The organism is Syntrophorhabdaceae bacterium (assembly GCA_036504895.1).
Classification (GTDB): domain Bacteria; phylum Desulfobacterota; class Syntrophorhabdia; order Syntrophorhabdales; family Syntrophorhabdaceae; genus PNOM01.
In genome coordinates, this window is sequence record DASXUJ010000104.1 from 1 (window position 1) to 13,511 (window position 13,511).

10 protein-coding genes are annotated in these 13,511 nt (G+C 56.0%); 2 read left to right on the top strand and 8 right to left on the bottom strand.

Annotated features, from left to right (window positions below):
* Positions 1-2,591: PocR ligand-binding domain-containing protein (locus VGJ94_14890; GenBank protein ID HEY3277902.1), on the bottom strand; the 2,591-nt coding region annotated here is incomplete at its 3' end.
* A 214-nt stretch (positions 2,592-2,805) separates the two neighbouring features.
* Positions 2,806-5,865, bottom strand: a complete 3,060-nt coding sequence (locus VGJ94_14895) for a PAS domain S-box protein (GenBank protein HEY3277903.1) — start codon at positions 5,863-5,865, stop codon at positions 2,806-2,808.
* 248 nt (positions 5,866-6,113) lie between these two features.
* Here VGJ94_14895 and VGJ94_14900 point away from each other — a divergent pair, with 248 nt between their 5' ends.
* Together VGJ94_14900 and VGJ94_14905 are read left to right on the top strand one after the other, a co-directional pair.
* Entirely contained in the window at positions 6,114-7,232 is a 1,119-nt protein-coding gene (locus tag VGJ94_14900) for an NADH:flavin oxidoreductase (GenBank protein ID HEY3277904.1), read from the top strand.
* Between the two features lie 286 nt (positions 7,233-7,518).
* The gene (locus VGJ94_14905) at positions 7,519-8,739 is read left to right on the top strand and encodes a Tm-1-like ATP-binding domain-containing protein (GenBank protein ID HEY3277905.1); all 1,221 of its coding nucleotides are present in this window, start codon (positions 7,519-7,521) and stop codon (positions 8,737-8,739) included.
* A gap of 55 nt (positions 8,740-8,794) precedes the next feature.
* On the opposite strand, the gene VGJ94_14910 is transcribed toward VGJ94_14905, so the two are convergent.
* The 6 genes from VGJ94_14910 to VGJ94_14935 all read right to left on the bottom strand — a co-directional run bounded on the left by VGJ94_14910 (position 8,795) and on the right by VGJ94_14935 (position 13,380).
* Positions 8,795-9,634 carry an EFR1 family ferrodoxin gene (locus tag VGJ94_14910; protein HEY3277906.1) on the bottom strand — a complete coding sequence of 280 codons (840 nt, stop codon included), beginning with the start codon at positions 9,632-9,634 and terminating at the stop codon, positions 8,795-8,797.
* A gap of 63 nt (positions 9,635-9,697) precedes the next feature.
* Positions 9,698-10,606 (bottom strand): rhodanese-like domain-containing protein, encoded by a 909-nt coding sequence (locus VGJ94_14915; protein ID HEY3277907.1) that lies wholly within the window; start codon positions 10,604-10,606, stop codon positions 9,698-9,700.
* Positions 10,607-10,691: 85 nt separating this feature from the next.
* Complete coding sequence (locus tag VGJ94_14920; protein HEY3277908.1) at positions 10,692-11,225, bottom strand: gamma carbonic anhydrase family protein; 534 nt, start codon at positions 11,223-11,225, stop codon at positions 10,692-10,694.
* Between the two features lie 32 nt (positions 11,226-11,257).
* Entirely contained in the window at positions 11,258-11,674 is a 417-nt protein-coding gene (locus tag VGJ94_14925; GenBank protein ID HEY3277909.1) for an iron-sulfur cluster assembly scaffold protein, read from the bottom strand.
* Positions 11,675-11,700: 26 nt separating this feature from the next.
* Complete coding sequence (locus tag VGJ94_14930; protein ID HEY3277910.1) at positions 11,701-12,546, bottom strand: Mrp/NBP35 family ATP-binding protein; 846 nt, start codon at positions 12,544-12,546, stop codon at positions 11,701-11,703.
* A 72-nt stretch (positions 12,547-12,618) separates the two neighbouring features.
* Positions 12,619-13,380 carry a DUF134 domain-containing protein gene (locus VGJ94_14935; GenBank protein HEY3277911.1) on the bottom strand — a complete coding sequence of 254 codons (762 nt, stop codon included), beginning with the start codon at positions 13,378-13,380 and terminating at the stop codon, positions 12,619-12,621.
* Positions 13,381-13,511 lie beyond the last annotated feature (131 nt).

The following is a 13,511-nucleotide window of genomic DNA, read 5'->3' on the forward strand; positions in this document are numbered from 1 at the left end:
TTAAGAATGATGCCGAGGGAGGAGAGAACCCTCGCATCGAGAATAAAGGGTTCGATGTTTTTCTCGACTCTTACCGACTTGAGACCAGGAAAATTCCGGGCTATCTCATCGATCAGAGAATTCAGATATTGATCGGCAGATATATTCCTGAAGTCAGCGGAACGGTAAAGCTTATCGTAAAGGACCATCATACTCTGGACGCGGCTTCTTGCGTCCGCCAGTGCCGCCACTACCGTGGGGTCTTTAAGGCGGCTCGCCTGGAGCGCGAGGAGGCTCATGATGACGTTCATGTTGTTCTTGATCCTGTGATGGACTTCCCTGAGAAGAAGCTCTTTCTCCGAAAGAAGGGCTTCTATCTCTCCCTGGGCGTCACGTCGCTCCAGCTCGCCGGCCGCGCGGATTGCCGCCAGCTTCAACACGGTCTCGACGAGCCTCGTGTCCTCCATCGGGCGTCGTGCAATCACCGCAATGAGACCGATCGGACGGCCGTCCGAGCCCCAAAGAGTGGTCCCCACATAACTTTCCGCCCCCATCTCCCGGAGTATCTCATCCCGGGGAAAGAGGTCCCGGACTTTTTGAGGGAAAGAGCAGATTGTCTTTCCCACCACCTCCTCGCAAGGGGTATCGGCAAGGGTATATTCCACGTTGTCTTCAAAGGTCCCGTCAAAATAAATGGCCAGGGTTTTTGCTTTATGATCTTGCCCCGAGAGGCGGTCGATGCATACATAGTCGACCTCCAGGGTCCATGCGAGGTATCGCGCGAGAGATTTGAAAAACTCACCACCCGAGCGTGCATACCCGGACTGGAGGAGAAAAAGCTGTACTTCATCGATTTTTTTGCGGACGCTCGTATCCCGTACCACGCAAATCGATCCGCCGTGGTCGAGGGCCGTCAGCGATACCTCCTGAGGGAAGAAACTTTCATCTTTTCTCTTCCCCGTCGCCTCCCCCTGCCATTGTCCATGCCGCCGGAACTGGGGCAGAATATACCGGTCGAATCTCCTTATCTCGTTATCTTCATAAAGGAGACGCCATGATTGACCCACGAGCTCGTCTGCCATGGAATAGCCATAGACGGCGGCAAAAGACTTGTTTACGTAGACCAGCAGCTCGTTCCCCCCGATCACGGCCATACCTTCCATTGAGGCTTCCATTGCATCGGTCAGCCTCTTGAGCTTCTCCTGCGCCTTCTTCTGCTCGGTAATATCCGTCATTACCCCTGCGATCCCCGCGACCGAGCCCGCCGCATCCCTGAAAAGCGCCTTTCGAAAGATCACGTCCCGCGCGGCGCCGCTCGCGGTCCTGGCGCGCCACTCGAAAGTCTGCACTCCTTGATTTGCGTATAATAGACGGTCCATCTCCTCATACTTGTCCGCTTCCTTCGTGGGATCCAACTCGCGGACCGTTCTTCCGATGATGCGTTTTCGGGCCATCCCCCTGAATTCTTCAAAGGCCCGGTTACACCCCAGGAACCTGCCCGACCTGTTCTTGTAATAAATGGGGCTGGGGACCGTGTCGAGAAGGGTGGTCACCAGTCTCACCTGGTTCTCGAGAAGCTCCTCCTTCTCCTTTAGAAGGATGAGCGATCTGTCTCTCTCGGTTAACGCGCGGCTCAGGTTGAGCCTGTTCAGGGAAAGCTGTGATATGATGCGCGCAAATTTGGAGAAAAAGGACATGGATGCGTTCACCGCCTCTTTGCTCCTGCGGGGTACCTGCTCCAGGGCCGTCATATATGCCTTTTCGTCGAAACCGTATCGTTTCGCCTGGGCACGAAAGAGGTCATAATCAGGCATTTCGTCATCGAAGAGGAATTGTCCCAGAAAGAGGTTGCCCACATGGGCAGGACCCGCCATGATGGGCGTTGCGAGATCCATCATATTATTTTTGCACTTATACACATTAAAGGTTCCCTCCACCGCCCCGCGCGTGAGGGTGATATCGCTCTCCACGCAATTCCTGCGCGATTCCGGGTGAAGGCGGTGGAATTTTGTGCATATCTCCTGCCACCCGGATGAAACGAGTATCTTCCCTTCGAGATCAACGACCGCCGCGCCGATTCCGGTGAGCCTGCAGAAGTCGTCCACGAGCGGTTGAAGGGCTTCGCTGTCGATCAAATCGGAAAGCCCGAGGCTGTCGTTGCCTTCGTGAAGGACCGGGACCTCATCCTTTCCCTCATGGAACGGAAGAGGGGAATGGCGTAATCCCGACCGGCGGGACTCGAAGAGCTCGAAAGCGGCTTCGATGGAGAAACGGAGGATATAATCTCCGGAGCCTTTTACGACATACCCGCAAAGGGGAATATCCTTTATGCCTTCCCCGGACTCTTCAAAGGAATGGGAAGTGAGGAAGACAACGGGCAGGCTTCGAAGGGAAAGGATTCGCCTTGCCGCCTCGGCGCCGCTCATCTCGGAACCCAGGTCCAAGTCCATGAGCACAAGATCGATCTTCTCCTTTCGGGATGCCAATTCCACCGCTTTTTTCCCCGACGGGGCGACGATCACATGGAAACCGAAACTCCGGACTTTTTCAGCGCCGGCTATGGCGATCATTGCCTCGTCCTCAACGAGGAGAATGGTTCTATTCATGGACATCCTTTCCTCCACTTTCTCGGGAGGGCGCCTTGTAAGGAACAGACCTCAGACTTCTCCCCCTTCGTCCTTGAATTCTGCAAAAGAAATGCCGCAATGCCGAAAGACGGATAATCAATCATTTAAAGGAATTATTCCGAAAGGGCAAAGGCAACTCACGTCTCAATTCCGAAACTTAAGTCTCATGGGTGCGACAAAGTATGCGAAAAATGCCTTGTTATGCGCTCCCGAAGGTGATCCTGACTTCCGTCCCCCCCTCGCTGCGTAGCTCGATGGAGCCCTCGAGCTGGTCTACGAGGGTCATGACGAGCTGCATTCCCAGAGATTGGGTACGGGTAAAATCGATCCCCGGAGGAAATCCGATGCCGTTGTCGGAGACGACGAGAGTATTCTCCCTCTCCCCGGCGGAAAGGTTCAGGCATATGGCCCCTGAATTCCCGTTCGGAAACGCATGCTTGAGAGAATTGGAGAGGAGCTCGTTTATAATAAGCCCCAAGGGCATGGCGGTGTCGATATCGAGTGAAAGTGGCGCTACGTCAATATTCATTTCCATATCCCTGCCCAACGCGTACGCGAGAAGGAGGTCCCGGGAAAGGTCGTTCACGTAATCGGGAAAATAAATATGCGCCAGGTTCCTCGACCTGTAGAGCTTGTCATGGATGAGGGCCATGGACCTGATGCGGTCCATGCTCGCGCTGAAGCAGGCGGAATCTTCGGAATCCCGTATATAACGGGATTGCATGTTGAGAAGGCTGGAGACAACCTGAAGGTTATTCTTTACCCTGTGGTGGATCTCCCTCAAGAGCACTTCCTTTTCCCTGAGAGACCCCTTTATGGTCTCTTCCGCTTCTTTTCGCGATGTAATGTCCATCGCCGCGCCGCGATAGCCCAGGATATCCCGGTTGCCGTCGAAGATGGGGACCGCGGTGGCGCTCATCCATACTGCCCTGCCTGTTTTGGTAAGGACAGGAAATTCCACGCCACTGAAGCCCACGCGGTCGCGCTTCAGTGATTCGAAAAGATCCCTCGCCTTCGGGACCATTGGTTCCGGGAGAAGCTCGAAAACAATCTTTCCCCGCACTTCATGGGGACTATATTCCAGGACATCGCGAATTCGATCGCTCACAAAGGTGAAGCGCCAGTAAGGGTCGAATTCGAAGAGGTATTCGCCGGCAGCCTCGCTGATATCCCGGAACCTCTGCTCGCTCTTCCGGAGCGCAACCTGGGCCTGCCTCTGGGCAAGGGCGATTGCGATCTGCTCCCCCGTGCTCTCGAGGAAAGAGATCAGCTCCGGGGTAAACCTGCCTTTCCGGCGGTCGTTGAATTGAAGAAGTCCCAATATCAGGTTGCCGTGCCTCAGGGGGATCAATGCCACCGATTCATACCCTTCCCCGTTGCACCGGTTGCGGGTGCGGGTCTGCCGGTCCTCATCGGTAGTCGTTGCGAGAAGGTCCGTGGTGCAGTTGGACCAGAAACTCCCCCGGGCCGTAAAAAAAGGAAGGGCCGGATCGAACCTGCAGGAAAGGATATTGCCGCACATGCACTCGAGCACCGGGCTGCCCGCATCGTCCCTGATGATCTGCCCATTCAGGTCCTTTACGCACAGGCTGTTTTCGGCCGCCAGAAACTCCTTGTGAAATCCGCGTGTTTCATAATAGGGAAAATCATCCCCGTCCCTCAAGCGAACGCCCGTCGCCTCACATCCCGTCCATTCGAGGAGAAAAGCGGTAATTTTTCGGATAAGCTCACGGATCTCACTGTGATCGTTAAGGAGGTTGAGGACCATGAGGGTTGTCTCCTTTTCACGGTGGATCCGCTGCTCGCGGGTGATGTCCCTGAAGAAGCATTGCATGTGCCTCACCCCGCCCATGACGATGGTATTCGCCTTTATCTCCACCTCCTTCACATTCCCCTCTTTGGTCAGAATACGGTCGATGAGTACCTGCCCCTCTTTCTCCACCCTTTGAAGGGAGAAAATTCGTGAGAGTTGCCCGGGCTCCGGTGGATGGAGCATCGTCTCGAACCTGCCTACGAGCTCCGATCGCGCATATCCGGTGAGGCGAAGGAAAGAGCGGTTACAGTCCTGGATTATGCCGTGCTCCTGGTCGGCGAGGACAATTCCTTCTATGGCTTCGTCAAAAAGCGTGCGATAGCGCTTTTCGCTCGCCTGAAGTTCTTCCATGGCAATTCTCTTCTCCCCTTCTCTCCCCACCAGAGCGCCAGCCATCTCATCAAAGGCAGCAGCAAGCTGCCCCATTTCGCTCCTGTCATGGTTAAGGCCCGCCCGGGCCGTCAGATCGCCGCTCCCCAGCCGCTGAAAGGCCTTCAGGAGCCCCTGAAGCCTTCGCGTAACCAGCATGTTTCCTACAAGCCATGCAGAGAGAAGGGCGACAAGCAGGGCCGCGCATAAGAACGCGAGGGTAATCCAAAATGTCCGCGTGGAGCCTGCAAGAGCTTTCTTCTCGGGAATACCTACTGTCATGTAAAGATAGGGGGTCGAACTCCTGTCGAGAGAAAGTTTTCTGTAGACGTAAAACCATTTTATGCCGCTGCGGTCGGTGCTCGTGAAAGCGCCCGCTTCCGGTGGGCCCGCCATGAAGAGGGTCATATCGGACGGCTCCTTCATGCCTGCATATCTCTTCGGATCGGGAAAGCGGTAGAGGTAGATATGCCTGTGGTCGGTAATGCCGAGGACAAAATCCCGGGGCAAAGAGGTCTGTTGAAAAATCCTGTCGTAATGGGCGAGATCGATGGTAACCGCCACAATGCCGGTCACTTCCCTTTTTGGATTGAGAACGGGGTAGGCGAAATGAATTATGGGCTTTTGAAGGGTAGGTCCCCATACATATTCTCCTACGGAAAAGTCTTTTGTTCTGACGGCGTCCCTGAAATATTTTCTGTGCCCTATCCCGTAACGGATGAAAGGCAGCGCGCTCGCGTATATAGTCCCGTTGGCCGAGGCAGCGAATATATTCGCATATATGGGGTTCTGGGTACGAAGCTCACGAAAGAGTCTGACGCTGTCAGAAACGTTCTTATTCCTCACTTCCTGCAACTTTGACAGAGTGACGAGAAAGATCCTGGCCCCTTCCATCGTGCGGGTATGGTCATGGGCCAGATCGGTGAGAACCCTCACCGATTGGTTCCTGCTATCTTCCATGTCCCGGCGCTGACGGTCCAATCCCCCGTAGATGATAATCCCCAGGGCGGGAAGAAGGGAAATCAGCACCAGAAGGATGAGATGGGTCCGGATGGATCTGAAAAATGCATGTCTCATTAGTCTTCCCGGGGTCCCCGCATGAAGAAGACGTGAAAGGCGCGAATATATTTGGAAGGTGCGGGGTGAGACCATTATACCGTCACCGGCAAAAAAATAGCAACTACCGCCAAATAAACGCACCTTTTCCCGGGACCTTGTCTTCCCCGGCTCCACCTTTTTATTCACCTTTGAGCGACGGAAATGATAGAATGGAGTAGAATTCCACGGATGAATACCGTACATATCACGTATGAGGAGGCCCTGCCATGTCCCGATTATTCGAACCCTCATCTTTAAAAAATATGACCCTCCCGAACCGCTTTGTCCGGTCCGCCACGTGGGAAGGGCTTGCGACAGAAGACGGCTCGGTCACGCCGGAGCTTATCGAGGTGCAGAGGCAACTTGCCCGCGGCGCCGTGGGGCTCATCATAAGCGGTCATGCCTATGTGAGCCGGGAAGGTCAGGCGGGTATGCGGCAGCTCGGCGCCTATTCGGATGCCCTGATTCCCGGATTAACCGCCATGACGGAGGCCATTCACGAATCCGGGGGCAAGGCGGCCCTCCAGCTCGCCCACGCGGGGTCTCGCGCCGCATTCAAGCTCACCGGCCTTTCGCCCATGGGTCCTTCGGAGACGGAGGAAGGGAGGGAGATGACGGGAAAAGATATGAGGGATATTGCCGGAGCCTTTGCCCGAGCGGCAGAAAGGGCACGGATTGCGGGGTTCGATGCGGTCCAGGTCCATGCAGCCCATGGGTATCTCCTGAGCCAGTACCTCTCTCCCTGCTTCAACAAGAGGACCGACGGCTATGGGGGCGCAATAGAGAACAGGACCCAGCTTCTCATTGAGGTAATAAACGCGGTGAGGGAGGCAGTGGGCCCCGAGTTCCCCATACTCGTGAAGCTCAACTCCGAGGACTTTCTCCCCAACGGCCTTACCACGGACGACATGTTTCGCGTGGCCGCCTTCCTTGAACAGGCGGGCATTGACGCGATTGAAATGAGCGGGGGCACCGTTCTTTCCGGAAAGTACCTGCCCTCCCGCCCCGGAAAACCGGCCGAGGGAGAGCCTGAAGCCTATTACGAGCCCGTAGCGGAGACTTTCAAGAGAAAACTGCCGACCCCTCTGATGCTGGTGGGCGGCATCCGCACCCTCGAGACCGCCGAGAGGCTGGTCGATACGGGGATCACGGACTATATCGCCCTTTGCCGACCCCTGATCCGTGAGCCGGACCTCGTGGCCCGCTGGAGATCTGGAGACCACAGGCCCGCGAGATGTGTCTCCGACAACGGCTGCTTCGCACCCGGGTTCGAAGGAAAAGGTGTCTATTGTGTGGTGGAGGAGCAGGAGAAGAGAGGGTCCGACAAGGGTCATCCCGGGCCCTGACCTTCTGGCCTTCGTCTACTGAAAAGGCGTAGGAAAGAGACCGTCCTTCAGGGCGGTTGCTTCGTTTTTCACCGCTCTTGGTCAGGCCTTTCTCATTTTTATCCCTCTATGGAGCCATCAGCATTCATTATGGTCTATAAGTTTAAATATATTGACAGAAGCCGCTACGGGGGATATTTACGATTAAACTCTATTTTTCGGGCTTCTTATAATGCCGCTCCGGGCGGGCGGATATCGCTCTCCGCGCGCGTCAGCAATTCATGTGCGTCGCGGGAAGGAATGGGCCATGGGCAAGAAAAATTGTCTCCTCATTGTCGCTACCATGGATACAAAAGGAAGGGAGGCCGCTTGGGTCCGGGACTGCGCCCGGGAACAAGGAGCCTCGACTTTTCTGATGGACATAGGCATCCTGGGCCTCCCCCAGGTCGAACCGGACATTACGAATAAACAACTTGCCGAGGTCGCCGGGTGCGACCTTAAGGAAGTGATAGAGACCAGGGACCGGCCGCAGGGACTCGATGCCATGCAGAGGGGTGGTACGGCCTACGCGGGCCGCCTGCTCCGCGAGGGGTTGCTCGATGGGATCATCGGCTTGGGAGGGGGAACGGGCACAGCCGTAATCACTTCCATCATGCGGGCCCTGCCCTTCGGGCTCCCAAAGGTCATGGTCTCCACCGTGGCGTCACGGGACGTCAGGGAATTCATAGGCACCAAAGATATCGTCATGTTCCATTCCGTGGCGGATCTCCTCGGTTTCAATGAATTCACACGCCTTATCCTGGGGCAGGCCGCCTACGCCGTATGCGGCATGATGCAGAAGGGCGCCTCCTCTCTGGGGGGAAGGCCGATGGTGGCGGTAACCGCGTACGGCGTCAATTCCGAGTGCGCCATCCTTGCGGAAGGCTTCCTCCGTGAAAAAGGCTACGAGATGATGGGGTTTCACGCAAACGGCTGCGGGGGGATGGCAATGGAGGAGCTGATCGGCGAGGGCAGGATCGCGGGCGTCCTCGATCTCACACCCCACGAGATCGCCGATGATCTCTACGGGGGCTACTGCAAAGGAATCGGTCCCGCCCGTTTCGAGACAGCGGGGAAAATGGGGGTGCCCCTGGTCTTTGCCCCGGGAGGCCTTGACAATGCGGTATTCAGTCCGGTCTATCCCATGCCGGACCAATTTACCGGAAGGAGGGTATACCGCCACGACGCCCGGTTCTGCGTGCGTATGGAATCACCGGAGATGGAGCGATTTGCCGCAATCATCACGGCTAAGCTCAATAAGTCGGAAGGTCCTTCTCACGTGCTTATCCCCACCAGGGGATGGTCCGAGGCGGACAAGGAAGGCAGGGAGCTCTTCGACCCCGCTGCCGACCGGGTTTTCACCGAGACCTTAAAGAAGTTTCTCGACCCCCGTATACCGGTGGAGGAGATAAACGTCCACATATGCGACCCCGCTTTCGCCGAACGGGCAGTCGAGGTACTGCACACCATGATGAAGGCCCGAGGATGACTTTTATGCATTGAGATCTCTGAATCGGGCCAAAATTGGAAAGGCCCTCGCGTTTTCACGGCCCGGGAAGATAATATTCAGGCTCCTTTCTCGATTGACAGCTTTCATATATGCGTGTAACGGCCGGACCGGAAGAAAGCTCATTCATCGCCCGGGCTTGTACCGGGCAGACCTTGACACAGGCGAAGCACAGGGTGCACCGCCCTTTATCCGTAGTCGCGGGGTCATCCCTATCTATTGCTTCGACGGGGCAGGCATCAGCGCACAGGGTGCATCCGGTGCAAAGGGCCATGTCGGTTTCAGGCGTGAAAGAGGCGGTCTGCCTGAGACTTCTTACGCGGTAAAGCGCTTCAGGCTCCTTGTAGGGGACGTTCCCGGGCACTGTCAGCGGTTTTATCGCCCCCAGTAAATCAAGGGCTTCCATTTTCTTTCGGACAAGACCGCCGAATTCCCGGGCTTTTTGCAGGTCTTTCTCGTCGGGCCTTCCCCGGGCGATGGGCCGTTTTTCGGTAGAATAGGAGTGCTCTCCTATAAAAGCGCCTCCTGCCACAGGAATAAACCCCCGTTTTGATGCAATATCATAGAGTTCCCTGAGTGCATCATCATAGGCCCTGTTACCGTATATCACCACGAGCACGGCAGGGGTATTTTCACCCGATAAAGTGTAGAAATAGTCCGCCGCGGTCTCGGGGACCCTTCCGTAATAGACGGGCACTGCGAGTATGACGATCTCATCGCCCCTGAAGGCCCGGGTGTTTTTCGCCCGCTGCGCGGGTCTCGTGCAGTCGAGGACCTTCACCTGCGCCCCTGCCATACCGCGGGCTATCTCTTTTGCAGTGGTCCCGGTCGTTCCCGTAGGGGAAAAATAGAGACATGTGACCGTTTCGATATCCATAAATGTGCTCCTTTTGCCGCACAACGCCGGAAGGATAAGTCGACCTTGCCGGGCCGTAATTTCTTATTGAACGGGCGCCCCCTCGAGGGGAGCGGCCTGATCGCAGCACCATTCTTCCATCGCGCCGTCGTAGATCTTCACATTCCCGTAACCGAGAATTTCGCTCAGTGCAAACCACCAGGCTGAAGCAAACTGTCCGTTGGAACAGACCACGATGATCGTCCTGTCCCTGTCGTCCCCTATTTTCTGAGAAGCAAGGGCCTGCAGGGTTCCTCTGGATTCAAAGATTCCTTCTTTTCCGTGGACGAGTGAATAAGGCAGGTTAACGGCCCCGGGGATGCGGCCTTTCCTTTTGACCGAGGGGCAGACGATCCTTCCCGTAAACTGCGCCTCCGGTCTCGTATCGAGAATAGCGCCTCTGCCCGCGCAGCCGCACGAGGCCACCACATCCTTTTTTAGAGCCAGGACACTCTCGTTCCAGCCGCAACGAAAATCGCTCTTCGTCCTTTTGGAGACCTTCTTCGAGAGGGGTCTTCCTTCCTTCACCCATTTGTTGAACCCCCCGTCAAGGATCGAAAGGTTGCGTATGCCCGCGTACCTGAGCGTCCACGCAACCCGCGTCGCATTCACGCGGTCCTCATCCCTGTCCGTTTTGCCCACGATCACCACGTGGGAATCCGCATCGGCGCCCATTGAGCAGACCTTGTCCTCAAGCTCGTCTTTCATGGGAAGCTGGCACCCCATATCGGCGTCGGCGGTTCTCCAGGCAGTAAAGGTGAGGGAGATGGACCCGGGAATGTGGCCTTCCCTGTACTCCTCCACTTTTCGTATATCGAGGATGATCAAGGAACGGTTATTGATGTTCTCCTGAAGCCGGCCCGTTGACAGGACAGGCTCGTACGCGGCAGACTGAACCGCTACGGAAAGGATATATCCGATTACCGACGCAAAGAACCAAAAATATTTCTTCATGGCACTCTCCCATTAGGGGGCCTCCAGGGGGAAAAGACCTTCGCCGCACCCGGCAGTCTTCCTTCGCCATGCGAAAACCCCGTTATTATAGATCGACCTTCTCCATTCCGAGGTCGCAATATTTCTGCGCCAGGTCCCTGTAAACCCTGCGTCCCCAATCCCAGAAATCCTTTTCCCTTTGGGTCACGTCCTTAATCTTTCGCGCCGGATTCCCCGCCGCGACGATCGATTCCTGTATCTTCTGCTCCCGCTTAACCACGGTCCCTTCTGCAATGATGGCGCCGTCACCCACTTCGGAGCGGATGCTCAGGATCGCACCCATTCCGATGCCCGCGAAATCGCCAATTCTTTTCGCATGGACAATAGCCCCGTGGCCGATGGTCACCCCTTGCCCGATGGAGCAGCTATCTTCGGGAGGGGCATGGACGATAACCCCTTCCTCGATCGCAGTGCCGTCCCCGATGATGATGGTCCCGTAATCACCCCGCAGTATGGCCCCGTGGCCTATATAGCAGTGGTCGCCTATCCTCACGTCCCCGATGACCTGGGCAGTCTCACTCACGTAGGTTCCTGCCTTTCCTATCTGCGGCAGCCTTCCATCGAATTTGAAAAACATCATTCCCCCTTTGTCCGGGAATTTTGATCCCTATCTCAAAACCCGGGCACATGGCCCGCTCTACCTGGCGTTTCCCTGGACCACATATCTCTCAAAATAGTCGGTAAGGGCCTTTTTAAGCCCCCCGGCGCCCAGGTTGGAACAAGGATCTTATGTTCCGGCAGTCCGCCCAGGGCTTCCGCAATGTCCTCATCCACTATCATCATCGCGTCATCGAGATTCTTGCCTTTGGCAAGCTCACTCATGGCGCTTGCACAGGCGATGGAGGCGGGGCAACCCCTGACCTGGTACTTTACGTCGATAACCGTGTCGCCTTCCACCTTCAGAAAGACCTTCACGAAATCGCCGCATTCCGCGTCTCCGAATTCGCCGATGCCGTGGGCGTTCTCCATGGCCCCCACGTTTCTCGGCCTCTGAAAGTGGTCGAGCACTTTGTCACTGTAACCGTTCATCTCCTGATTCCTCCTGCTTACGCTCTTTATCGTCTCGCGCCGGCCTCTGCCTCTTTTCCGAAACCCATGATCTGCTCCACGATCTCGTCGAATATTCTCGCCGTAGGGGTCCCGGAATAGGAGTGGATATAGGGCTCCTCGCTATCACCGCTCTTTACGATATCCGGGTCTATCGGTATTTTTCCGAGAAATGGCACGTGGAACCGGTCGGCAAGCTTTCTGCCCCCTCCCGAAGAGAAGATGTCTACTTCCTTTCCGCAATCAGGGCAGACGAAGCCGCTCATGTTCTCCACGATACCCGCGACAGGAAGACCCAGTTGACCGCAGAAGGTGATGCACTTCTCCACGTCGATCGTTGCGATCTCCTGTGGGGTGGTCACGATGACGCCGCTTCCTTTGGACGCGAACATCTGCGCCGCGGAAAGGGGCTCGTCTCCGGTGCCGGGGGGGCAATCGACGACAAGGCAATCGAGGTCGCCCCAGGCAACGCTCTCCACGAACTCCCTGATCATCTTCGCCTTCATGGGTCCCCTCCAGATGACGGCGCTCTCGTTCCCGTCGATGAAGAAGCCGATGGACATGACCTTCAAGTTCTCAAAAACTTCGAGGGGTACAACCTCCTCGTCGCGAAGTCCCACCTTCTTTCCCGAAAGGCCGAGGAGCTTGGGAACGCTCGGACCGTGGATGTCTACGTCCATTATACCGGTTTTCAGACCCCGTAGTGCGAGACTGACGGCAAGGTTCACCGCCACCGTGCTCTTGCCGACCCCTCCTTTGCCTGAAAGGACGATGAAGACGTTCTTGATCCTGTCGAGTTTTTCCTTGAGCGCCTGTTCATTCTTTGCGCTATCCGCTGCTTCGCTACAGTTCATAGTTCCTCCAGATAAGTTATTCATATAGTTCCCTGCCCTACTGTCCCGCACTCAGCGGCATACCCGTAAAGCTTACCAGTGTCCTTCCACATCGGCGCTGTCGAGCCTGGTCAGTTGGCCCCTATCGAGCATCTCCAACGCTTCCCTCACGGTCACGTGTGACGCGGTGTATGCCTCAATACCGGCCTCGCGTAAAACACTGAACGCATTGGGACCGAGATGGCCGCTTATCACGGCCTGAGCCGGTGTCCCGGCCACGACACGGGCAGTACTGATTCCTGCGCCCTGAGGTACATTCATGCTTCCCGTATTATCGATGGCTTCGAAAGAGCCTTTCTCTTTATTGTAGAGGATAATCTTCCTGCTTCGCCCGAAACGCTCATCCACCATTCCATCAATGGTACCGTCCGTGCCGGTTACGGCCACTATGACAAGCCCGCCTTCCCGTACCCTCGTGATGCCGCCCCAGGAGCCATCGGGACAGACGACTTTGGCTTTGCATCCCCACCTCTTTCTCCAACGGCACGGTTGCGAGAAATCGGCTTCCACATCGATATTCCCACCCTCGATCCGCACCGCCTTTCCGTTGATAAAGGCATCGGCGATCTTCTGCCTGGCCATGAGGATAAGACGGTGAAAAGTGGATTGGGAGATCTGCATCTGCCTTGCCGCCTCCCCCTGAGACATGCCGAGCAGGTCTTTCAGCCGGATCGCCTCTACCTCATCATTGCCGAGCAGTATCTCTTCGATTTCGCCCGACGTCACCCCCTGGGGTGTGAAATATAAGGCGCGGGGCAGAAACCCCACCCTCCTCGTGCTACTGCGTCGACTCATCGGTTTAGGTACCCTTCATATGTTCTTGTTCTCTTCTTCACAACCTAATGAATATATATTCATTACTAATTTCCTGTCAAGAAGAATTGACACGGGTGAGGACAGGCGCGGCCTAGCGGCTGAAGCCTCGG

Bases quoted from the DNA above. Each gene is read 5' to 3' on its own strand.
- VGJ94_14900 (HEY3277904.1), top strand. From the start codon at position 6,114: ATGTCCCGATTATTCGAACCCTCATCTTTAAAAAATATGACCCTCCCG.
- VGJ94_14920 (HEY3277908.1), bottom strand. From the start codon at position 11,225: ATGATGTTTTTCAAATTCGATGGAAGGCTGCCGCAGATAGGAAAGGCA.
- VGJ94_14910 (HEY3277906.1), bottom strand. From the start codon at position 9,634: ATGGATATCGAAACGGTCACATGTCTCTATTTTTCCCCTACGGGAACG.
- VGJ94_14915 (HEY3277907.1), bottom strand. From the start codon at position 10,606: ATGAAGAAATATTTTTGGTTCTTTGCGTCGGTAATCGGATATATCCTT.
- VGJ94_14895 (HEY3277903.1), bottom strand. From the start codon at position 5,865: ATGAGACATGCATTTTTCAGATCCATCCGGACCCATCTCATCCTTCTG.
- VGJ94_14925 (HEY3277909.1), bottom strand. From the start codon at position 11,674: ATGAACGGTTACAGTGACAAAGTGCTCGACCACTTTCAGAGGCCGAGA.
- VGJ94_14930 (HEY3277910.1), bottom strand. From the start codon at position 12,546: ATGAACTGTAGCGAAGCAGCGGATAGCGCAAAGAATGAACAGGCGCTC.
- VGJ94_14905 (HEY3277905.1), top strand. From the start codon at position 7,519: ATGGGCAAGAAAAATTGTCTCCTCATTGTCGCTACCATGGATACAAAA.
- VGJ94_14935 (HEY3277911.1), bottom strand. From the start codon at position 13,380: ATGAGTCGACGCAGTAGCACGAGGAGGGTGGGGTTTCTGCCCCGCGCC.